At 58.4% G+C, this 21,565-nt stretch carries 24 protein-coding genes; 7 read left to right on the top strand and 17 right to left on the bottom strand.

Annotated elements, in window-relative coordinates:
- Positions 1 to 36 precede the first annotated feature (36 nt).
- The 8 genes from THALAR_RS07085 to THALAR_RS07120 all read right to left on the bottom strand — a co-directional run bounded on the left by THALAR_RS07085 (position 37) and on the right by THALAR_RS07120 (position 7,644).
- Positions 37 to 1,017: an ABC transporter substrate-binding protein gene (locus THALAR_RS07085; protein WP_021100829.1), complete on the bottom strand. Its 981-nt coding sequence runs from the start codon at positions 1,015 to 1,017 to the stop codon at positions 37 to 39.
- A gap of 34 nt (positions 1,018 to 1,051) precedes the next feature.
- A complete protein-coding gene (locus tag THALAR_RS07090) occupies positions 1,052 to 1,897 on the bottom strand; it encodes an ABC transporter permease (RefSeq protein ID WP_021100830.1) in 846 nt (281 codons plus the stop codon).
- A complete protein-coding gene (locus tag THALAR_RS07095; protein WP_021100831.1) occupies positions 1,894 to 2,808 on the bottom strand; it encodes an ABC transporter permease in 915 nt (304 codons plus the stop codon). Before THALAR_RS07095 ends, THALAR_RS07090 begins: the two co-directional genes overlap by 4 nt.
- 269 nt (positions 2,809 to 3,077) lie before the next feature.
- Positions 3,078 to 3,869: an ABC transporter ATP-binding protein gene (locus THALAR_RS07100; protein ID WP_021100832.1), complete on the bottom strand. Its 792-nt coding sequence runs from the start codon at positions 3,867 to 3,869 to the stop codon at positions 3,078 to 3,080.
- A 23-nt stretch (positions 3,870 to 3,892) separates the two neighbouring features.
- On the bottom strand, positions 3,893 to 4,087 hold the full coding sequence (locus THALAR_RS07105) for a hypothetical protein (protein ID WP_021100833.1): 195 nt from the start codon (positions 4,085 to 4,087) through the stop codon (positions 3,893 to 3,895).
- A 111-nt stretch (positions 4,088 to 4,198) separates the two neighbouring features.
- Positions 4,199 to 5,662, bottom strand: coding sequence for a dihydropyrimidinase (hydA, locus tag THALAR_RS07110; protein ID WP_021100834.1), 1,464 nt, complete (start codon positions 5,660 to 5,662; stop codon positions 4,199 to 4,201).
- Positions 5,663 to 5,704: 42 nt separating this feature from the next.
- Complete coding sequence (locus tag THALAR_RS07115; RefSeq protein WP_021100835.1) at positions 5,705 to 6,397, bottom strand: hypothetical protein; 693 nt, start codon at positions 6,395 to 6,397, stop codon at positions 5,705 to 5,707.
- Positions 6,394 to 7,644 (bottom strand): Zn-dependent hydrolase, encoded by a 1,251-nt coding sequence (locus THALAR_RS07120; protein ID WP_021100836.1) that lies wholly within the window; start codon positions 7,642 to 7,644, stop codon positions 6,394 to 6,396. The genes THALAR_RS07115 and THALAR_RS07120 overlap by 4 nt, the downstream gene beginning before the upstream one ends.
- 124 nt (positions 7,645 to 7,768) lie before the next feature.
- On the opposite strand from THALAR_RS07120, the gene THALAR_RS07125 reads away from it, so the two are divergent.
- Together THALAR_RS07125 and THALAR_RS07130 are read left to right on the top strand one after the other, a co-directional pair.
- On the top strand, positions 7,769 to 8,389 hold the full coding sequence (locus tag THALAR_RS07125) for a TetR family transcriptional regulator C-terminal domain-containing protein (protein WP_021100837.1): 621 nt from the start codon (positions 7,769 to 7,771) through the stop codon (positions 8,387 to 8,389).
- Positions 8,390 to 8,439: 50 nt separating this feature from the next.
- Positions 8,440 to 9,111 (top strand): FAD-binding oxidoreductase, encoded by a 672-nt coding sequence (locus tag THALAR_RS07130; protein WP_021100838.1) that lies wholly within the window; start codon positions 8,440 to 8,442, stop codon positions 9,109 to 9,111.
- Here THALAR_RS07130 and preA read toward each other — a convergent pair whose 3' ends face one another.
- Together preA and THALAR_RS07140 are read right to left on the bottom strand one after the other, a co-directional pair.
- Complete coding sequence (gene preA / locus THALAR_RS07135; protein ID WP_021100839.1) at positions 9,112 to 10,416, bottom strand: NAD-dependent dihydropyrimidine dehydrogenase subunit PreA; 1,305 nt, start codon at positions 10,414 to 10,416, stop codon at positions 9,112 to 9,114.
- A 1-nt stretch (position 10,417) separates the two neighbouring features.
- The gene (locus tag THALAR_RS07140; RefSeq protein WP_021100840.1) at positions 10,418 to 11,761 is read right to left on the bottom strand and encodes an NAD(P)-dependent oxidoreductase; all 1,344 of its coding nucleotides are present in this window, start codon (positions 11,759 to 11,761) and stop codon (positions 10,418 to 10,420) included.
- 231 nt (positions 11,762 to 11,992) lie between these two features.
- Between THALAR_RS07140 and THALAR_RS07145 the strand changes: the two genes are divergently transcribed.
- On the top strand, positions 11,993 to 12,673 hold the full coding sequence (locus THALAR_RS07145; protein ID WP_021100841.1) for a D-lyxose/D-mannose family sugar isomerase: 681 nt from the start codon (positions 11,993 to 11,995) through the stop codon (positions 12,671 to 12,673).
- A gap of 57 nt (positions 12,674 to 12,730) precedes the next feature.
- Positions 12,731 to 13,786 carry an AI-2E family transporter gene (locus THALAR_RS07150; protein WP_021100842.1) on the top strand — a complete coding sequence of 352 codons (1,056 nt, stop codon included), beginning with the start codon at positions 12,731 to 12,733 and terminating at the stop codon, positions 13,784 to 13,786.
- On the opposite strand, the gene THALAR_RS07155 is transcribed toward THALAR_RS07150, so the two are convergent.
- The 4 genes from THALAR_RS07155 to THALAR_RS18370 are packed head-to-tail and all read right to left on the bottom strand — an operon-like array spanning position 13,720 to position 17,694.
- Positions 13,720 to 15,258 carry a phospholipase D-like domain-containing protein gene (locus THALAR_RS07155; RefSeq protein ID WP_040817372.1) on the bottom strand — a complete coding sequence of 513 codons (1,539 nt, stop codon included), beginning with the start codon at positions 15,256 to 15,258 and terminating at the stop codon, positions 13,720 to 13,722. The genes THALAR_RS07150 and THALAR_RS07155 overlap by 67 nt on opposite strands.
- Positions 15,258 to 16,949 carry a sensor histidine kinase gene (locus tag THALAR_RS07160; RefSeq protein WP_021100844.1) on the bottom strand — a complete coding sequence of 564 codons (1,692 nt, stop codon included), beginning with the start codon at positions 16,947 to 16,949 and terminating at the stop codon, positions 15,258 to 15,260. The genes THALAR_RS07155 and THALAR_RS07160 overlap by 1 nt, the downstream gene beginning before the upstream one ends.
- A gap of 26 nt (positions 16,950 to 16,975) precedes the next feature.
- The gene (locus THALAR_RS07165; protein WP_040817376.1) at positions 16,976 to 17,533 is read right to left on the bottom strand and encodes an RNA polymerase sigma factor; all 558 of its coding nucleotides are present in this window, start codon (positions 17,531 to 17,533) and stop codon (positions 16,976 to 16,978) included.
- On the bottom strand, positions 17,530 to 17,694 hold the full coding sequence (locus tag THALAR_RS18370; RefSeq protein WP_021100846.1) for a NepR family anti-sigma factor: 165 nt from the start codon (positions 17,692 to 17,694) through the stop codon (positions 17,530 to 17,532). The genes THALAR_RS07165 and THALAR_RS18370 overlap by 4 nt, the downstream gene beginning before the upstream one ends.
- Before the next feature lie 122 nt (positions 17,695 to 17,816).
- Here THALAR_RS18370 and THALAR_RS07170 point away from each other — a divergent pair, with 122 nt between their 5' ends.
- Positions 17,817 to 18,608, top strand: a complete 792-nt coding sequence (locus THALAR_RS07170; RefSeq protein ID WP_021100847.1) for a response regulator — start codon at positions 17,817 to 17,819, stop codon at positions 18,606 to 18,608.
- Positions 18,609 to 18,655: 47 nt separating this feature from the next.
- Here THALAR_RS07170 and THALAR_RS18060 read toward each other — a convergent pair whose 3' ends face one another.
- Positions 18,656 to 18,820 carry a DUF1328 domain-containing protein gene (locus THALAR_RS18060; RefSeq protein ID WP_021100848.1) on the bottom strand — a complete coding sequence of 55 codons (165 nt, stop codon included), beginning with the start codon at positions 18,818 to 18,820 and terminating at the stop codon, positions 18,656 to 18,658.
- 157 nt (positions 18,821 to 18,977) lie between these two features.
- On the opposite strand from THALAR_RS18060, the gene THALAR_RS07175 reads away from it, so the two are divergent.
- Together THALAR_RS07175 and THALAR_RS07180 are read left to right on the top strand one after the other, a co-directional pair.
- Complete coding sequence (locus THALAR_RS07175; protein ID WP_021100849.1) at positions 18,978 to 19,307, top strand: DUF883 family protein; 330 nt, start codon at positions 18,978 to 18,980, stop codon at positions 19,305 to 19,307.
- 3 nt (positions 19,308 to 19,310) lie between these two features.
- The gene (locus THALAR_RS07180) at positions 19,311 to 19,652 is read left to right on the top strand and encodes a phage holin family protein (protein WP_051153603.1); all 342 of its coding nucleotides are present in this window, start codon (positions 19,311 to 19,313) and stop codon (positions 19,650 to 19,652) included.
- A 46-nt stretch (positions 19,653 to 19,698) separates the two neighbouring features.
- Here the strand turns inward: THALAR_RS07180 and THALAR_RS07185 are convergent, their stop codons facing one another.
- Together THALAR_RS07185 and ugpE are read right to left on the bottom strand one after the other, a co-directional pair.
- Positions 19,699 to 20,712 (bottom strand): ABC transporter ATP-binding protein, encoded by a 1,014-nt coding sequence (locus THALAR_RS07185; protein WP_021100851.1) that lies wholly within the window; start codon positions 20,710 to 20,712, stop codon positions 19,699 to 19,701.
- Positions 20,713 to 21,549, bottom strand: coding sequence for a sn-glycerol-3-phosphate ABC transporter permease UgpE (gene ugpE, locus THALAR_RS07190; RefSeq protein WP_040817890.1), 837 nt, complete (start codon positions 21,547 to 21,549; stop codon positions 20,713 to 20,715).
- Positions 21,550 to 21,565 lie beyond the last annotated feature (16 nt).

Below are 21,565 nucleotides of genomic sequence, written 5' to 3' on the forward strand. Positions count from 1 at the left end.
TCGGGCGGGCACTGATTGCGCCCGCCCGGCTTGTTCTTACTTCAGCGCTTCATCCGTGATCTCGGACGTCCAAGCCCCTTCAGGGGTTTTGGTGATCACCGGATCAGAACCACCCGCTAGCAATGTCGCCACCGTGCGCTCATAATCCGCCTCGTCCAGCGCGCCGTTGGAACCTGCGGTCAGCTTGGCGATCTCGCGCATCATGCGCTGCTGATGTGCTTCGGTCTGCGCACCGGACTCATCGTTCTCCAGCACGATGTCGGCAGCTTCGTCAGGATTCTCCTCGGCATATTTCCAGCCCTTCATCGAGGCACGCACAAAGCGCACCATCTTGTCTTTGAAGGCCGGGTCTTCTAGGTTTTCCTCAAGGACATAAATGCCGTCTTCCAGCGTCGCGACACCTTGGTCTTCATATTTGAAGGTCACCAACTCGTCCTCCGACACGCCTGCATCCAACACCTGACCGTATTCGTTGTAGGTCATCGTCGAGATGCAGTCAGCCTGACGTTGCAGCAGCGGGTCGACGTTGAAGCCCTGCTTCAGAACGGTCACGCCGTCCTCACCGCCATCGGTGGAGATGCCTTCTTGGCTCATCCAGCTCAGAAACGGATATTCATTGCCGAAGAACCAAACGCCAATGGTGCGGCCCTTGAAGTCCTCGGGGCCGGTGATGCCTGTGTCTTTCCAGCAGGTCAGCATCAAGCCGGAGGTTTTGAACGGTTGCGCGATGTTGACGATCGGCAATCCCTTTTCACGCGCCGACAACGCCGAAGGTAGCCAGTCGAGCATGACATCCGCGCCGCCCCCCGCAAGCACCTGCGCGGGCGCAATATCCGGCCCGCCTGCCATGACATCTACATCAAGGTTCTCTTCTTCGTAGAAGCCCTTGTCCTTGGCGACATAATAGCCTGCAAATTGCGCCTGCGTGACCCATTTGAGTTGCAGCTTGACCTCGTCCGCCGCTTGGGCGCTCGTCGCCATGGCCAGAGCCGCAGCTGTCATTAGTAAGTGTTTCATTGTCTTTCCTCCAGGTTGGTACACTTGTTATACGTTACTTTCTTTGTGACGGGTGCCAGAACGTCAGCGATTTCTCCGCCATGGCGACGATGCCGTAAAACGCCGATCCTGCCAGCGCTGCAACCACGATCTCGGCCCAAACCATATCAAGGGCCAGCTGGCCGACAGATGTAGAAATGCGGAACCCCATCCCCATGGTCGGCGAGCCGAAGAACTCCGCCACAATCGCGCCAATCAACGCCAGCGTCGTCGAAATTTTCAGCCCGTTGAAAACAAACGGCATGGCGGCGGGCAAACGCAATTTGGTCAGGCTCGGCCAGTAGCCCGCCCCGTAGGTCCGCATCAGGTCGCGCTGCATGGCGGTGGTTTCCTGCAGCCCTGCGACCGTGTTCACCAGCATTGGGAAGAACACCATGACCACGACCACTGCCGCCTTCGACTGCCAGTCGAACCCGAACCACATCACCAGAATGGGCGCCGTCCCGACGATGGGAAGCGCGGCCACGAAGTTGCCGACAGGTAGCAATCCGCGCTTCAGGAAGTCATAGCGGTCGACCAGAATGGCCATCAGGAAGGCTGCGCCGCAACCGATGATATAGCCGCTCAACGCGCCTTTGATGAATGTCTGTTGAAAATCAAGCCAGAGCGTTGGCATCTCATCCCAAAACGTAGCCGCCACCTGACTGGGCGCAGGCAGGATCACCATCGGCACGTTGAGGCCACGCACCAGAAGTTCCCAAACTGCCAGAATGGTCAGCCCGAAGATCGCAGGCACCAGCATCCGCACGCTGCGCTTGTTCGCGTAGGGACCATTGGCAAGCCGCGTGTTCAGAAGCCACATGGCAACCCAAAGACCAAGAGCCAGGAAGACCAGGATCATGTGAGCCCCATCCGCTTAAGAGTCATCCTCTGAGCCAGTCCGATCAGCAGCACGAGTACCGCCGCCAATACCGCCGCTAGCACCAGCGCCGACCATATCTGGACCATCTGCCCGTAGTAGCTTCCCGTAAGCATCCGCCCGCCAAGTCCGCGCGCACCACCCGCCGGAAGCTCTGCCACGATGGCGCCTACCAAGGCCGCCGCCACGCCTATTTTCAGCGACGCAAACAGATACGGCATTGAGGCTGGAAGGCGCAGTTTCCAGAAAACTTGTGCTTGGGTCGCATGATAGGTTTTGAGCAAATCCAGTTGCATGGCATCCGGTGCTCGCAGGCCTTTAACCATGCCGACAACGACAGGAAAGAAGCTCAGATAAGCCGATATGATTGCCTTGGGCACCAGCCCCTGAATCCCCACCGAGTTCAGAACCACGATTATCATCGGCGCGATAGCGAGGATGGGTATAGTTTGCGAGGCAATGGCCCATGGCATCACACTCATATCCATGGCGCGGCTATGCACGATACCCACAGCCAACAAAATGCCCCCGCCCGTGCCGATGACAAAGCCCAACAGTGTCGCGCTAAGGGTTATCCAGCCATGATAGACAAGCGAGCGCTTGGATGTGATCTTCTTCTCCACCGTCGTCTGCCACAAATCCAGCGCTACCTGATGCGGGGCTGGCAGGCGTGGCCGATCTTGTGCGTAAGTGGCTGGCACGGCAAAGCTGTTTTTGACCACCAACGCGAACGAGGGGGCATCCCGGCGCTCAATCGGGCTGTCGGGGGTAACGACCGCGCCTGCCCGTTCCAGCGCCGACAGGGTTTCCTTGATATTCATGAAGGGAACCGTTGCGTACCAACCGGCAAAAATGGCGAGGATCACCGTCAACACTGGCAACCACTTACCCATGATGCGGGCCCTCCCCCATCATTGCTTCAAAAATACCTCCCGCGGAGCGTCCCGAACCCTCGACTGTCGCGAAGGTTGGGATGAGGCGATTTAGGTATTTATGAAGCAGTGATGCTAGGGGTTTGTTCACAATTTGGATGGTAGCTTTGAGCCGCGGAACAGGCTGAGGAGCCGATGACCGTAAGCGGTGATGGGACGCCCTCGCGTCACGTTTCCTGCGCTCCGGCCTCTTGGGTCGGGGCGCGTTAACGTTAACGATAAGTTGCTGTTCAGTCATCAGCGTGCCCCGCCCTTAGGCCTTCGCGAACACGGTGCGCAATTTCAATGAATTCCGGCGTGTCGCGGATATCAAGCGGGCGTTCCTTTGGCAGCGGGCTGTCGATCACGTCGGTGATCCGGCCCGGCCGCGGGCTCATCACTACGATCTTGGTCGACAGATACACCGCCTCGGGTATCGAGTGGGTGACGAAAGCGATGGTTTTGTCAGTCCTCGCCCAAAGCTCCAGCAACTGCTCGTTCAGGTGATCGCGCACGATCTCGTCCAGGGCACCGAACGGCTCGTCCATCAGCAAGATGTCCGCGTCAAACGCCAACGCCCGAGCAATAGAGGCGCGTTGTTGCATCCCCCCCGACAATTGCCACGGGAACTTGCCGCCGAAGTCGGAAAGCTCCACCAACTCCAGAACCTCTGCGACGCGGGAGTTCTGGTCGGCTTTGGAATAGCCCATGATCTCAAGCGGAAGTTTGATGTTGCCCGAAATCGTACGCCACGGGTACAGCCCCGCCGCCTGAAATACGTAGCCATAGGCGCGGGCGCGTCGGGCCTCGTCGGCAGACATACCATTTACGGTGAGGGTGCCGCCTGTCGGCGTCTCAAGCCCTGCGATGCAGCGCAAGAAGGTTGTTTTGCCGCAGCCGGAGGGTCCGATAAAGCTGACAAAATCACCGGGCAAGATGTCCAGGGACACGTCTTTCAGCGCGTGAACAGGCGCGTCGGCGGTCTGGAAGGTCAAATCCAGCGACTTGGCCGAAATAACCGGAGCGATTGCAGAAGGGGCCATTCAGAACGGCCCCGCTACGCGTCTCAGGATGCAGGCATCTCGGAGTTCTTGTCGTCTTGAGCTTCCGCTGCTGCACTGTACTTCGCCCAGACCCCTCCGATAGCGAAGGCCGCGAAGATAAACATCGCGTCGGCGATGGCTACGTCGTTGATCCAAGTGCCCAAGGCCAGCAGCCCAAGGGCCATCACCAGTAAAAACTTTGTAAATAGAACTTGCATGTGAATACCCCTCTGCGTGTCCCGTTTCTGGGAACAGGTTTTGCAACGCATTCAGGCAATTCTGTGACACGATCGGGGCGTTTCCTTCAATATTGTCCATTATGTGCGACTTCAGACGCCTGCCGGAATATTGAGAGGGTTGCGCTCGATCTTGCGCGGTGTGTTGAGCGACTTCCACTTACTGAGGGCCTGCGACGCGCTGGCAAAGGCAGGTCGCCGCACAAATTTGCCGCGACCGGGTTGCGGCTGCGAGTTTTGCCCGTAGGCCCAAATCACCTCGCCGCGTGACAAGGTGTAGCGGGCCTGTGCCGTGACGGTTCTGCCTTCGAAAACGTTGTAGTCGATAATGGACTTCTGCGTGCTGACGGCTATTTCGCGGCTGATTGTCGGATCCCAAACGACCACATCGGCATCCCCGCCTACATTGATCCCACCTTTCAGCGGATAAATGTTGAGGATCTTGGCAATGTTGGTGGAGGTCGCCGCGACAAATTCCTCTGGCGTCAGCCGGCCTGTCTCGACACCGGTGGTCCAGAGCATCGCCATGCGCTCTTCCAAGCCGCCGGTGCCATTGGGTATGGTGGTGAAATTGTCGAGACCCATCTGCTTTTGCTTGTCGGTGAAGGCCGCATGGTCGGTCGCGACCACCTGCAACGACCCCGACGAGAGCCCCGCCCAAAGCGACGCCTGATGGTCCTTGGAGCGGAACGGCGGCGACATGACGCGACGTGCTGCGTATTGCCAGTCCTTGTTGAAATACTCCGTCTCGTCGAGCGTCAGATGTTGGATCAGCGGCTCGCCAAAAACGCGCATCCCTTTCTGGCGGGCGCGACGGATGGCTTCGTGGGCCTGCTCGCAGCTTACATGAACGATATAGAGTGGCGTACCGGCGGCGTCGGCGATCATAATCGCGCGGTTGGCCGCCTCGCCCTCCACTTCCGGCGGGCGGGAATAGGCGTGGCCTTCGGGGCCGGTGATGCCTTCGGCGAGATATTTCTGTTGAAGTTCCTGAACGATGTCGCCGTTCTCTGCATGAACCAAGGGCAGCGCGCCCAGCTCGGCGCAGCGCTTGAAGGAGGCAAACATCTCGTCATCCTCCACCATCAACGCGCCCTTATAGGCCATGAAGTGCTTGAAGGTGTTGATGCCACGCTCTTTAACAACGGCTTCCATCTCGTTGAAAATGTTCTCGTTCCAGCCAGTGATGGCCATGTGGTACGAGATGTCGGTGCAGATCTGGTCGCGCGACTTGCGGTCCCAGTCATCAATGGCGTTCAGAAGTGATCCGTCCTCACCCGGCAGGCAGAAATCGACCAGCATGGTCGTGCCACCCGCGGCGGCGGCGAAGGTGCCGGACTCGAAGGTTTCCGCGGCGGTTGTCCCCATGAAAGGCATTTCCAGATGGGTGTGCGGGTCAATGCCGCCGGGAATGACATAGGCGCCTTCGGCGTCGACGGTCTCGTCGCCTTTCAGGTTCTCGCCGATCTGGGCAATTTTCTCGCCCTCGATCAGCACGTCGGCCTTCCATTGACGATCTGCGGTGACGATCGTGCCGCCTTTGATGACTTTGCTCATATGCGTCTCCCTTCGCATTGCTCAGCGCGGGCGTCGTGCCCGCTAATTCCTCCGGATCGCAAAACTCGTGCGCTGCGCGCCGGAACCGCGGGTGACCACCATGTCGAGCAGCACCGCGTTCTTGTCGATAGAGTAGAACGCATGGCGGGGCTCGTTGATCAGACCAGGGTTTTCGGCTTTCGGGTCCAGCACTGTTCTGGAGCGCCAGATGCCATCTTTTTCCGTGGTTTCGGTTACCAAAGACGCCGCCCGTCCCTGCCGGTCAATGGCGCGGTAGCGGCAGGTGCCAAGCACACCGAAGCAATCATGCGGCGCGTAGCGCGTTACGTCCGACGTAATGTTCGACCGCGAGGCCCGAAATCGGTTATCTACGGTAAGGCCAACGGGAATGAACAACTGGTTGTCACGCACCCGCACAGTCGTCTTGCCAAGTGCGTCGGCAATGACTGCCGCGACCTCTTCAAGGTTGTTGGCCTCCGGCAACGTCAACACCATCTGGCCGTTATAGGTATAACGGTTGCCCTTGCGCTTGCGCGAGGTGATCGACATGGCAGCCGGGACCGGCGTGCCTTCGTTGGTCAGTAAGAAATTGTAAGTCGCGCCTGAAGGCGGGCGAATTGCATCAAGGTCCGCGTCAGAGCCAAGACCGGGGCGAATGCTCACCTGTGACGGCGGACCAGCGCAACCGGCCAACGTAACGACCGACATTATGAACAGGGTCTTGAGCAACCTCACCCTACGATCTCCGCTGTTTCTACAACCGCGTGGAACAATACATTGGCCCCCGCCTCGGCCCATTCGGGGCTGATCTCTTCGGCCTCGTTATGACTGAGACCGTCCACGCAGGGGCACATCACCATCGCGGTCGGGGCTACACGGTTGATCCAGCAGGCGTCATGTCCCGCGCCGGAAATCAGGTTCATATGAGAATACCCCAGCCGTTCCGCCGCATTGCGCACGGCAGCTACGCAGCCTTCATCGAAGGTGACAGGGTCGAAACCGCCGACTTTTTCAAGCTCCAGCCCAAGCCCCATATCGTCGCAAATCTTCCTTGCCCCATCAGCCAGCCGCTTTTCCATGTCTTCGATCACCGACAAGTCCGGCGAGCGGAAATCGACCGTGAACACAACCTTGCCGGGGATCACATTGCGCGAGTTGGGAAAGACGTCGATATGCCCCGCCGCGCCAACTGCGTGTGGCGCATGGGACCACGCGATCTCGTCCACCAGTTCCAGCACCTTTGCCATTCCCAAGCCTGCGTTCTTGCGCATCGGCATCGGAGTAGAGCCGGTATGACTGTCCTTGCCGGTAATCGTCACCTGCGTCCAGCTGAGGCCCTGACCATGTGTCACGACGCCGATATCCTTGCCCTCGGCCTCCAGAATGGGTCCCTGCTCGATGTGCAACTCGAAGAAGGCGTGCATCTTGCGCGCGCCGGTTTCTTCCTCGCCGCGCCACCCGATGCGCTTCAACTCGTCCCCGAAGGACTTACCCTCCGCGTCCTCCCGCTCATATGCCCAGTCCTGCGCGTGGACCCCGGCGAAGACGCCTGAGGACAGCATGGCAGGCGCATAACGGGTGCCTTCCTCATTGGTAAAGTTGGTCACCACAATCGGATGCTTCGTCTTTATGTTCAGATCATTCAGGGAGCGGATAATCTCCAGCCCCCCCAGCACGCCCAGCACCCCGTCGTACTTGCCGCCGGTAGGTTGCGTATCGAGATGGGAGCCGACATAGACCGGAAGCGCGTCGGGATCGGCCCCCTCGCGCCGCGCGAACATATTGCCCATCTGATCCAGTCCCATGGTGCAGCCAGCCGCTTCGCACCAGGACTGAAACAAGGCACGCCCTTCGCCATCTTCGTCGGTCAGGGTCTGGCGGTTATTGCCGCCCGCAACGCCGGGGCCGATCTTGGCCATTTCCATGAGGCTGTCCCACAGCCGTGCGCCATCAATCTTAAGGTTTTCGCCAGGTGCTGCCATTTCGTCCCCCAGTATTTGACCAGTCGGTCAAAGGAAGGCTACCAGTGGTCAGGGGTCTGTCAAGGATTCCCCTTGGGAAATCCGCCAGCTTACGCGGCACATGCGAAAGAAAGAGGCATTTGCGATGCCAGACGGAACCGGCAAGGCGCGCACGCGCATCCAGCGACGCAACCGTGACCTTATTCTTGAGGCCGCGCTGGATGTATTTTCCACCCACGGATTCCGCGGCGCGACGCTGGATCAGATCGCGAGTGCCGCAGGCTTGTCGAAGCCTAACCTGCTGTATTATTTCGCCTCGAAAGAGGCCATTCACGCCGACCTCATGTCGGGCCTATTGGATACTTGGCTGGACCCGTTGCGCGAAATGGATGCCGATGGTGAACCAATCGCTGAAATACTCGCCTATGTGGACCGCAAACTGGAGATGAGCCGGCTTTATCCCCGCGAAAGCCGCCTGTTCGCCAACGAGATTTTGCAAGGCGCGCCAAGGATGCTCGACAATCTGCAAGGCGAGCTGAAACACTTGGTCGACGACAAAGTGCGCGTGCTGCTACGCTGGATGGATGCAGGGCAAATCGCCAAGCTGGACCCGCATCATCTGATATTCTCGGTCTGGGCGCTGACCCAGCACTATGCAGATTTCGACGTGCAGATCCGTGCCATTCTGGACGACGCCGACCCGTTCGACGCGGCTCCGAATTTCGTGGAAACTCTTTTCCGCAAGCTCTTGCGACCCGACAGTTAAGGAACTTCCCACAGGGCGGCGTCGTTGATGTGCGAAAAGGAGATCCCACCATGACGCACAAGCTGACGCTGAAATCCATCGCCCCCGTCACCCACAACACCTATCACCTGACCATGGATCGCCCCGAGGGCTTTTCGTTCGAACCGGGTCAGGCCACCGAAATCGCCATCGACAAGGACGGTTGGCGAGACGAAGCGCGGCCTTTCACCATGGTGTCACAGCCCGAAGACGATGAACTGGCTTTTGTGATCAAATCCTACCCTGACCATGACGGCATGACCGAGCAGGTTGCGACGCTGTCAAAGGGTGATGGTCTACTGGTAGAGACGCCGTTTGGTGCGATCACCGATCACGGGCCGGGCGTGTTCATAGCAGGCGGCGCCGGGATCACACCGTTCATTTCCATCCTGCGCAAACGGGATCGTGACGGCACCTTGGACGGGGCGCATCTGATCTTCTCGAATGCAACGGAGAAAGACATCATTCTGAAGGATGAGTTCGACCGAATGAACGGGTTGAAGAAGACCTACATCGTGACAAACGACCCCGACAGCCCGCATTCCGGCGACCAGCTGGACGCCTCTACGCTGGACGAGTTGATCGGCTCCAAGGATCAGGCATTCTATATCTGCGGCCCCGGCCCGATGGTCGATGATGTGCGCGATGCCCTGAAGGAAATCGGCGTCTCCGAGGACAATATCGTCACCGAAGACGGCTGGTAATCACTCTGCGGCGACCGCCCCCGGATTGTTCGGGTGCGTCGTCCAGTTGGCGTATTCCTTCTCGACCACTTTGCCGGTGCGGGGGTCCACCTCGCCCGGCTTCATAGCCTCCATCGAAATGCAATCCTCCACCGGACAGACATCAACGCACAGGTTGCACGCGACGCACTCGGCGTCGATCACCTCGAACACGCGGTCCGCTGACATGGAAATCGCCTGATGAGAGGTATCCTCGCACGCCGCATAGCAACGACCGCATTTGATGCAGGCATCTTGGTCGATCTTGGCTTTGGCCACGTAGTTGAGGTTCAAATACTGCCAGTCGGTCACGTTCGGCACCGCCATCCCGACAAAGTCCTGGATCGAGTTGTGGCCTTTCTCGTCCATCCAGTCGGACAAGCCTGAGATCATCTCCTGCACCACCTTGAACCCGTAGGTCATCGCCGCTGTGCAGACCTGCACGTTGCCGCATCCCAAAGCCATGAATTCCGCCGCGTCGCGCCATGTGGTCACGCCGCCGATGCCCGAAATCGGCAGGCCGCGGGTCTCCGGATTACGAGCGATCTCCGACACCATAGACATCGCGATCGGTTTGACCGCAGGCCCGCAATACCCACCATGAGAGCCTTTGCCGTCGATGCTGGGTTCCGGGCTCATCGTGTCCAGATTCACCGAGGTGATAGAGTTGATCGTGTTGATCAGCGACACCGCATCCGCCCCGCCGCGCTTTGCGGCCTCGGCGGGTTTGCGCACGTCGGTGATGTTCGGCGTCAGCTTCACGATCACCGGTTTCGAATAGTACTGCTTGCACCAGCGGGTGACCATTTCGATGTATTCCGGCACTTGACCCACCGCCGCGCCCATGCCGCGCTCCGACATACCGTGCGGGCAGCCGAAATTCAGCTCGATCCCGTCTGCGCCGGTTTCCTCGACCAGCGGCAGGATGTCTTTCCACGCCTGTTCTTCGCAGGGCACCATAAGCGAGACGATAATCGCACGATCAGGATAGTCGGCTTTGACGCGCTTGATTTCTTCAAGGTTGGTTTGCAACGGGCGGTCGGTGATGAGCTCGATGTTGTTGAGCCCCAGCAAGCGCCGGTCCGCCCCATAAATCGCGCCATAGCGAGGGCCGTTGACGTTGACCACGGGCGGTCCTTCGGAGCCGAGCGTCTTCCAGACGACGCCACCCCACCCCGCCTCGAAGGCGCGGCGCACGTTGTATTCCTTGTCCGTAGGCGGCGCTGAGGCCAGCCAGAATGGATTGGGGCTTTTGATACCCAGAAATTCGGTCGTGAGATCGGCCATGTTACTTGCCTCCCGTCAGTGTCGCGTGAATGTCTTCGGCGGCATCCCGCCCTTCGGCCACGGCGGTCACCGTCAGGTCGTCACCACCGGACGCACAGTCGCCACCTGCCCAGACCTTGGCCTCGGACGTGCGGCCTTTTTCATCAACCGCGATTTTGCGGCCGTCCAGTTTCAGCGCGTCAGGTGCGCCGTCCAGTGTTTGGCCAATGGCCTTGAAGACCTGATCCGCCTTGAGGCGGAAGGTCTCCCCCGTGCCCGTCAACTCGCCGCCGTCAGAGATGGTGTATTCAAATTCGACCTCGCTCACCGCGCCGTTGCCATGCACGGCGAGCGGTTGAGCGTTGGCAATGATGCGCACACCTTTCGATGCGGCCAGGTCCTGCTCGAACTTTGACGCGCCCATCTGGTCCAGCCCGCGCCGGTAGGCAATTGTCACATTCTGAGCGCCCAACAGCTTTGATTGCACAGCTGCGTCAACGGCCGTCATCCCGCCACCAATCACCACGATGTCGCGCCCCACGGGCAGCTTGGTCAGGTCGGAGGCTTGTCGCAACTCTGCGATGAACGACACCGCATCTGATACGCCGTCCTTGTCCTCGCCGGAAGCACGCAATGCGTTCACACCTGCCAGTCCAATTCCAAGAAACACGGCGTCATATTCGTCGCGCAGCTCGCTCAGGCTCAGGCCGTCACCAAGGCGTTGGTCCAAATGAAGGGTGATGCCCCCTATCCCGAGCAACCAGTCGACCTCCCGCGCAGCGAAGTTGTCGGTCGACTTATACGCAGCGATGCCAAACTCGTTCAGCCCGCCCGCTTTGGCCCGCGCGTCAAACAGCACAACGTCATGACCGTGCATCGCCAGACGGTGCGCGCAGGCCAGACCCGCTGGACCCGCGCCGACAACGGCGACGCTTTTGCCGGTCGAGCGCGCGCGGGTGAAGGGATGCACCCCCTTCTCCATCAGCGTATCGGTGGCATAGCGTTGCAAACGGCCAATTTCCACCGGTTTGCCCTCGGCGGCTTCGCGCACGCAGGCCTCTTCACAAAGAGTCTCGGTCGGGCAGACGCGGGCGCACATGCCACCCAGAATGTTCTGGGTGAGGATAGTTTTCGCTGCGGCCTCTGGCGTGCCGGTCTGGATTTGCCTTATAAACAACGGGATATCAATGTCCGTGGGGCACGCCGTGATACAGGGCGCATCATGGCAAAAGTAGCACCTGTCCGCAGCAACCGCAGCTTCGTGCGGCGCATAGGGTTCGTGCAAATCGTCGAAATGTTCCGACAGGGTCTCGGCACTCAGTCGGCCGGACGTGATGCCGGGGGTCAGGGGCGTGGCTTCGGGCATGAGGACTCCGGGGCTGCGTCAACTTGTCTTGAAAGAGTGCCACAATTTGAAATTTTATCAACTGGTAAAATTTTTACCCCACGGATAGCGGGTTTGGGGTGCGAAATTGGCGGTCTGCGATGCGTCTGCGATCTGTCTGCTTTTCGTATGGCACGCGCGGGGCGATCATGGGCATTTTCGCAACCTCGCTTTCGGTCTAGACTGCGATTTTCTCCTACAAGGATTTGCCCGATGCGCCGGTCCCAGATCAATGACGAAATCCTCAAGGGAATGGAGTTCATCCAATCCTTCGGCTTCAAGCTGCCGCCTTTCGCGTTTTGGAGCCCTGACGAGTTCAGAGCCAAACGGGCCGACATCCGAGGCATTCTGGACGGAAAACTGGGCTGGGATTTGACCGATTACGGGCAAGGCCAATTCGACACCCTTGGGTTGTTCCTGTTCACCGTCCGCAACGGATCACTGGACGCCCTCAAGCGCGGCGAGGGGTTCTGCTACGCCGAGAAGATCATGATCTCGCGGCGCGATCAGGTGTCGCCGATGCACCGGCATATCCTCAAGGCGGAAGACATTATCAACCGGGGCGGCGCCAAGCTGGCCCTGGAAATGTTCACATCCGATGCGCAAGGCAACATCGACGATACCGCCAACTTCGAGGTGGTGACCGACGGCGTGCGGCAGACGCTGGCGGCCGGTAGCGTGCTGACCCTTGATCCGGGCGAAAGTATCACCTTGCTGCCCGGCAACTGGCACGCGTTCTGGGGCGAAGGCGGCGACGTGCTGATCGGTGAGGTCTCGTCGGTCAATGACGACGATCACGACAACATTTTCCGAGAACCGCTGGGCCGCTTCCCGCAGATCGAGGAAGACGTGGACCCGCTGCATCTACTGGTTGGCGACTATCGCACGCTCTAGTCGGATCGGCGGGAACCAAAAGTGCTCACATGGAGTTGATCGCTGAGGGGAACACACATGGAAACAAGAGACATCACCCGCGTCTGCCTGATGCTGATCACAACCGTGTTCATCTTCGCGGTTCTGAAATACGCTCAAAACGTGTTTGCGCCGATGATGTTGGCGCTGGTCTTCGGTATCGTCCTGTCCCCTTTGTCCGACCTATGGGACAAATTCGGCGTTCCGCCAGCGCTTGCCGCTTTCGCCACTTTGGCCGTCGGACTCTCTATCTTGGTCACGATGGCCTTTTTGCTGGAGCCTTACGTGAGCTCCGCGGTGGAGCAGGGTCCGATCATCTGGTACGAGTTGCGTGACATGCTGCGCGAGATGCAAGCGATGCTGCGCGGCTTGGACGAGATCAGCGAAAGCGTCGCCGAAGCCATCGGCCCCGAGAAAGCTGACGCCGACAAAGAAGGCGTTGCCGTCCCGACGGTCGCCGACGCGTTGTATTATGCGCCACAATACGCGGCCCAGCTGATGGTTTTCGTCGGCACGCTATATTTCTTCCTTCTTTCCCGCACGGACATCTACAAGTGGGTCAGCAGGTCGTCGTCCCGTCTGGACGCCACGCATCTGATCCACGCGGAAAAGAAAGTGTCGCGCTACTTTCTGACGATTTCGATGATCAACTCCGGCTTCGGCGTGCTGGTGGCTATCGTGATGACCCTGCTGGAAATGCCGTCACCCATCCTGTGGGGGCTTGCAGCGTTTCTGTTGAATTACATCCTGTATCTGGGCCCAGCGCTGCTGGCGGTCATTCTGGCGCTTACCGGTATCGTGAGTTTCGACGGTGCCTACAGCTTCGTTCCGGCCGTGCTTTATCTGGCCATGAACGCGACCGAAGGGCAGTTCGTCACCCCTGCCCTTGTGGGGAAAAGCCTGTCAGTAAGCCCGTTGCTGGTCTTCCTGTCGCTGGTGATATGGCTTTGGCTCTGGGGGCCGATGGGCGGGTTTATCGCCATTCCCCTGCTTATCTGGTGCCTGGTCGTCGCCAAGGTGGTGTTCGCTCAGAACATCTCTTCGGGGACGCCGGGCAAATTGCGACCGCGCTTCGTGGAAGGGGAAATGTCGTAGGGCAGGATGAACCCCTCGCGGCTTTCAGGGTTGCGTCCGGCGTTTCGCTTGGCACGCGAAGACCACGACGCGCAGGCCGATTTGATATCGAGAAATTCGGGCGCCGCATCTTGGCCCAGCCAATGCTCGAAGCAGCGCTGCTTTAACGCCTTAAGGTCGGCGGGTCGCTCCATGCGAAGGCCAATCTCCGTGTCCCATTTCAGGCTACGTCCGTTCAGATTTGCAGATGACACGATGGCCTCACGATCATCGAAGATCGAAACCTTCGCGTGAAGGTATATGATCGGTGCATCGTAATGCACGTCATCACCATCCGAGTCGGCACGACGCCGTTGAGCGGGAGCGCCAAGGAAGACCCGATCCCCGAAACCATCCCGTAAAGTCTTCATACATTCACTCTGCAAGTACTCGCCATATTCCACATCAGCGTTGATATCGTTTTCAAACGCGACGTCGTCCGGTGCCGCAGGCAGAATGATGATGAGGGACAGATCGGGCTTTTTGTTGGCGAGACCAGCCAGATGGTCGGCAAGCTCGCGATCCCTGAAATACTGCGTTTCGAGATAAATCAAATTTTCGGCGCGGCGCGCTGCCTGAAGATGTGCATCGGAGAGTTCCGACAGAACCAGACGCGGCGCGAGATGCGGGAACGCCCAACGTCGGCGGGCGGACATGGTACGGAGCAGGCTTGACTTCGGGGGGTTCATCCTTCCGTCCATGACTGCCATGCATGTTTCCAGATGCTCGTGGGCGTCGATGGCCGCCTGCCCCTCCACAAGAATTTGCACGTCATGCCAAGTCTCACTGCTCGGCCGGTCATGTTCCAGCGTGTCAAAGCGACGGTCATTCAAATCGAGACCGCCGATATACAACCTGCGGCGGTCAAAGACCGCCAGTTTCTGGTGATGCGTGGCGGGAAACAGTTGCGGAACAGACAGTGCTTTTACCGACAGCTTGTCCTCCTGCCATTTTACCATCGGCCGCAGGAAGGGCATCTCGGTGATCGCCCGAATGCGCTCCTCTTTGGAAAGCTCGTTCAGCTTTTCGACCGTTTCCTTGTGTTCTTTGTAAATCTTCGGCCAAAGCATCAAACGCGGCATCAGGCCTGCGCGTGCCGGGTGCATCGCAACGCGGACCTTCAGCAGGTCAGGCCGGCCCGATGCTTCGCCAGCCGCCAGCAATACCCGTAAGCTGGTCCAGGCATCGCGGTGCATCTCGGGGCGGGCGACCGGATCGAAGTCGGTCAAAAGCAGTTTGAAGGACACGCCACGTTTCAGGGTATGGGTGACCAGATCAAACCAGTCCCGCCCGATTGCCTTGGCGCGATCCGATACAAGCTGCGTCCACGGGTCGAATATCCGAAACCCGCAATTGACCTCGTCTTGCGCGTCGAGCATCTGCGCTTCGAACTCCGGATAAGCCTCGGCTGCTGTCAGAAGGATTTTAGCGTCCGGAGGTGACACCGCAGACATCAGTAGTCGACCGCGTCAGATGTGAACTCGACCACCTGAAACTCCACAGTGAGTTTGTAGCTGTTGTCGGTTTCTTCGACATCAATCTGGCCACCAAGCTGCATCGCGAAGGTGCGGATCAACTGCGCCCCCAATCCGGTGCTTTCGACGTCGGGCATTGGTGCGCCGATCGAGTTCTCCATGATCATCTTGCAATCCCTGCACTCGGCGCATGTCAGCGAAATGCGTATCCATTCCCTGCCATTGAGACCCGCGCCCACATGCTTGAGCGCGTTGGTAACCGCCTCGGATGCCATCAGCGAGAGTGGGACCGCTTGGTCAGGATAGAGAAATACGTCCTGAATATCGACGTCCAACTCAATCTTGCTGTCGTCCAGCTTCGCAATCTCCAAGGATTTTTCAACGATTTCAGTAATTAGAGCGCCGACATTGATGCGCCCTGCATCGCTGGTCTGGTATAGATCGCGATGTATCGTCGCGAGGCTCAGAACCCTGTCTTGCACACGACCCAGAACGTAACGGGTTTCTGCGTTACGCGCCTTTCTGATCTGCATGCTTATGATCGAAGAGATCAATTGCAGGTTGTTTTTGACGCGGTGATGAATTTCCTTCAGCAGCACGTTCTTGTCCCGCAGAGAGTTCTCCAATTCCGCTTCGTCTCGCAGGATAACGGCCGACATATCCCTGAAGTCGTCTTCGATCTGCTCGATTTCGGCCGGCATCATCGTCGCGCGGTGCTCGCTTGGGACAGTTCGGTTTCTGGCGAAGGCGCTCATCTCGCGGCCAAGGCGCCGGACGTGACGGACGACAAGGCGGTTCACCGTGGACAAGGCCACGCCCAAGCTGACGACCCACATAATCACCGGGAAAATCCATGCAGGCATGCGACTGAGAAGAGGCCGCGCTGTTGCTGCGTTGGCATCCCATACGCCCAAGGTGTACACGGTTTGATCAACGATCGGGATAACGGCGTAAATACGCTCATAGTTCTGCGCATCCACTGCGGAAAACGAGTAGGCACCCTGTCCCAGCAGTTCCGGCAGCTTGGTGTTTTGCGGCAAGTCGAGGCTTGCGACATCCAACGGGCCTATTGACGTGAGTATATCGCCCTTGGTGTTGAAGGTGATGACGTTTACCAAGCCGTCAGCCGCTTCGTCGGAGGCGTTTACACTCAACCGCTCATGCGGGATCGATACGGAGATGAGGCCCTCTACTTCGCGCCCGTCGAAATAAGGCTCTGACACTATAATCACCGATTTGCCGCTAAAAGGGGCAGATTGGTTGATGCCTACGACAGATTTGCCCTCGCTCATAGCTTGCTGGAAGGATGGCGTGTTCTTGAAATCAAATTCCGCGCCTGACGAGGAACATTTCATGTCGCCCGATCTGGGCAGCACACCCACAAAGCTGAAACGCGGATCAGAGTTGACAAAATTTCTGAGTGATTGCTCGCACTCCTCAATGGTGTCCTGATGGATGTTCGACGCTCCGAGAAACCGCGCCGCACCGCGGGCCTGCTCTATGGTATACCGGATGTCGGAGGCCGCACGTTCCGTGCGCGTCAGAAGCAACAGTTCGGCATTTCTGCGGCTGCTGTCAGCGACCTGCTTGGTCTGGATGACAGCAATCAGCCCAATCGGCAGCAATGCGAGCGACAGCATAGCAACCACCCTGAAACGCAGGCTGGACATGCGATCCCTGAATGCGGCCGCCCGCTTCACCTTGAAACTGGGCGATTGCCGGACATGACCGCTAGCGTTGCTTGGTCGGTCAGTTCCATCGAGCTATTATCATCAAAATCCAGGATTTCCGCCAGACGCGCACGGCCCCGGTTGGCTCGGCTTTTGATTGTGCCGATAGCGACGCCGCACATCTCGGCTGCCTCTTCGTAGGTAAATCCGGATGCTCCGACCAGAATGAGCGCCTCGCGTTGCTCGTCCGGTAGCTTCTCGAAGGCGACTTTGAAGTCGGTCATCTGTAGCTTTCCATCGTGTTCCGGCTTCACTGACAAGGTCTCGGCAAATATGCCGTCCGCGTCGGATACTTCGCGGTTCAGCTTCCGTCGGCTCGAATAGAATGTATTGCGCAGGATCGTAAACAGCCACGCACGCATGTTCGTGCCAGCCTCGAACTTGTCAATGTTGGTCCATGCCTTCACGACGGTGTCCTGCACCATATCGTCCGCTGTCGCACTGTTTCGGGTCAGACTGAGGGCGAAGGCACGCATCGCAGGCAGATGCGTGACAAGCTCGTCTCGAGGATCAGGAGACTTCATTTTTTACAACTCTTCTCGTCGTCTTGCTCTTTCAACTTGGAGAGCAAGTCCTTGAAGCGATCCGGCAGCTCTTCTTGCACAAGATCCGAATATACGCGCTTGAGATTGTCGTCGATCAGCGCTTCTATCCGGCGGCTTGCCTCGTCATCCTCTGGTTTCATAAGTGTACCTGCATACCTATAGTATTATTCACATCGTCCTCGGAACCTAACCATACTGGCACGCGTTAGGTTCCGAAAAAACGTAAAAAGAGGCACTTTGAATGTCGATAGGGAATGAAGACATGAATTTTTCAGAACAAGTTGGCGCCGCTCTACCGTATTTGCGTCGCTATGCACGTGCGCTGACCGGGAATCAAACCGCCGGTGACAACTATGCGGCCGCAACGCTCGAAGCGATCCTTGAGGACCGCACAGTTCTTGAAGAGGCGAATTCGGTCAAGAGCGGATTGTTCAAGTGTTTTCATAGCATCTGGGGCAGCTCCGGTGCCGCGCTGGACGAAGACGTGTCGCCCAGCCGCGCTCGTGCACATGATCTGCTGAGCCGCCTGACCCCCAACTCGCGCGAAGTCCTGTTGCTGCGCACAATCGAAGACTTCTCGCTGTCCGATATCGCGGAGATCATGAGCACGGATGTCGGTGAAGTGAGATCCTTGTTGGAGATTGCTCAACGGGAGATGGCTGACAAGGTGACCGGAAACATACTGATCATCGAAGACGAAGCGATCATATCTGCTGACCTGACCGGCATTGTCGAGTTGCAAGGTCATAGCGTCATAGACGTCGCGCGGACGCGGGATGAAGCGATGACCAAGGGCGCGAAACGCAAGCCCGACCTGATTTTGGCTGATATTCAGCTTGCCGATAACTCATCCGGAATCGACGCGGTCAACGACTTGCTGGCCGTGTTCGGCAACGTTCCTGTCATCTTCATAACCGCATTCCCAGAGCGACTCTTGACTGGAGAGCGACCGGAACCTGCATTCTTGATCTCCAAGCCTTACCGTGAGGAACAAGTGCGCTCAGCCGTGAGCCAAGCGATGTTCTTTGCGTCGACGGAGACGCTCAAGTCCTGATAACCCAGAGGCGCACCTGCCTCAGGTGCGCCTTACCGGTTTTGCCGTCATGTCTTCCGTACCAGCCGCACAATCAAAGTGGCGACGAAAAGCACAAGGAAAACGAAGAACAGTATTTGCGCGATGCCTGCCGATGCGCTGGCTATGCCAGAGAAGCCGAAGACAGCGGCTATCAACGCTACGACGAAGAATATAAGGGCCCAGTAAAGCATGGTGATATCCTTTTCAGTTATTGGTTGCATTCGGTGTCTGATTACCAACACCTCCTGACTTCCTGAGTTCCTCTGTTTATTTTTGACAGAGTCAGGAACACTTCCATCAAACTGTGCGTTTGCTTCAAAATGCACTCACTCATCGGAGACTTAACAAATGGCACAATCAAAATCCGCCGCCCGCGACGCCGAGATTTCGGCACAAGAGCTTTCAGATCAAATCGCGACACTCCGCGCTGATCTGAGCGAGTTGACCAACATCATCGGTAACCTCGGCAAAGCAAAGGGCGCGGAGATGTCCAACAAGGCCAAGGATCAACTTGAAGCCCTGCGCGAGGAAGCAGACGCCCGCGCGAAGGCTATGAAGGATCAGGCCCTGAACGTTCAAGCGCAAGCGCAAGACATGATCCAGAACCAACCCGGCGCTGCTATTGGTATCGCGGCCGGCTTGGGATTTCTCGTGGGCTTTCTGAGCGCGCGGAAATAGGCGATGGCTTTCTTGAAAGCGAAGTTAAAGGGGGCTGCCCGGTCCGCAGGTTTGTGGACGGGCGGCCTTCTTGTGTCGTGCGTGGGCGTGGCATTTCTCACCGTTGCAGCTTGGCTGTTTCTGGTGTCGGTGAGTGACGCGCTGACGGCGGCTGTAGTCCTTGGGGCGGCATATCTGGGGTTGGGGTTGGTCCTGATCGGTTTCGCCCAGAGTTCCAAGCCGCCGGTACCTGAGCCAGAAGCGGAACCGCGCAGTGGGTCGCATGTGAACCCGAAACAACCACCTCTCATGCAGGCCTTCATCTACGGGATGGAGGCTGGTTCAAGTTGGTCAAACAAGCGCTGACATAAGCTTGGGATAGGGGCGCCGTCGTGCGGCCCTTTTTCAATTCTCAGACGCGTCTGCCGCCCTCGGAAAACGCCATCATAGCGTCATCTTCCCAGTCTACCGCGACCGCGTCACCCGGTGCCGGGAGCGGCAATGCACCGTCTTGGCGTATGGTGAATGTCTCCGTGCCACCTGAAAGACGCAAATGAACCAAAGTCTCGGCACCCAGAGCTTCTGTAAAGATAACCTCCCCTGACAATCGCCCCTGCCCTGCCGGTGCGAGCGTGATGTGCTCCGGTCTGATACCGATACGCGCCGCCGACGCAGGAGCGTTCGGGATTGTAGATGCGTCCAAGAAATTCGTCGCAGGAGAGCCGATGAACCCCGCGACGAATTCCGTTTGCGGATTTGAATAAACCTCCAAAGGCGCGCCGATCTGGTCGGCCTCGCCGGCATTCATCACCACCATGCGGTCGGCGAGCGTCATCGCCTCGACCTGATCGTGGGTTACGTATAGCGCAGTGATGCCAAGGCGCGATTGCAGTTCCTTGATCTCCAGCCGCATTTGAACCCGCAGCTTGGCATCAAGGTTGGACAGCGGCTCGTCGAACAAAAACACCTTGGGCTTGCGCACAATCGCCCGCCCCATGGCAACCCGCTGACGCTGCCCGCCGGACAGCTCGCGCGGCTTGCGTTTGAGGTAGGGTTCCAGTTGCAACATCCGCGCGGCCTCGGCCACCCTCTCCGTGATCTCCGCCTTGGGTGTCTTCGCGATCTTCAGGCCGTAGGCCATGTTTTCCTCGACCGACATATGCGGGTAGAGCGCGTAATTCTGGAACACCATCGCAATGTCGCGGTCCATCGGCTCAACCCCGTTGACTTGCACCCCGTCGATCAGGATCTCTCCAGAGGTCACGGTCTCAAGCCCCGCCACCATGCGCAGAAGCGTGGACTTGCCGCAGCCAGACGGGCCGACGATGACGATGAACTCGCCGTCCTCGATGTCGATATCCACGCCGTGAATAACGTCGGTCTTGCCGAAGGATTTCTTGATATTGTCGAGCTTGATCGTTGCCATTTATTTCTCGCTATCCACAAGTCCGCGTATGAAAAGTCGCTGCATGGAGACCACGACGACCACCGGCGGCAGCATCGCCAGAATGGAGGTCGCCATGATCACCGGCCAGTCCGCAAAATCGTCGCCACTGGGAAACATCTGCTTGATGCCCATGACGATCGTGTTCATCGACGGGTCCGTGGTGATCAGCAGCGGCCACAGGTATTGGTTCCAGCCATAGATAAACAGGATCACGAACAGCGCGGCGATGTTGGTGCGGCTCATCGGCAGCAGGATGTCCCAGAAGAACCGCATCGGTCGCGCACCATCGACGCGGGCGGCCTCGGCCAACTCGTCCGGCACGGTCATGAAGAACTGGCGGAACAGGAAGGTCGCCGTGGCGGACGCGATCAGAGGGAAGATCAGCCCGCTATAGCTGTTGAGCATGCCGAAGCCCGCCACGACCTCGTAGGTCGGCACGATCCGCACCTCTACGGGCAGCATCAGGGTCAGGAAGATCAGCCAGAAGAACAGCCGCCGGCCGGGGAATTTGAAATAGACGATGGCGAAAGCCGACAGCAGCGAGATCAGGATTTTTCCAAGCGCGATGCCCATCGCCATGATGAGCGAGTTCATCAGCATCAACGCCACCGGCGCATTGATGCCGGAGGTCAGCGCCTTGGAATAGTTGGTCAGGAATTGATCCCCGGGCCAAAGTGGCATGGGCGGCCGGATGATATCGGACTGGGTCACAGTAGAGGCAACAAAGGCCAGCCAGATCGGGAAGAAGATGATCAGCACGCCGAAAATCAGCCCCACATGGGTGAAGTAGTGGCCGATGCCACGTTTCTCGACCATGCCCTCGTCCGGAATA

Source organism: Litoreibacter arenae DSM 19593 (assembly GCF_000442275.2).
GTDB lineage: Bacteria > Pseudomonadota > Alphaproteobacteria > Rhodobacterales > Rhodobacteraceae > Litoreibacter > Litoreibacter arenae.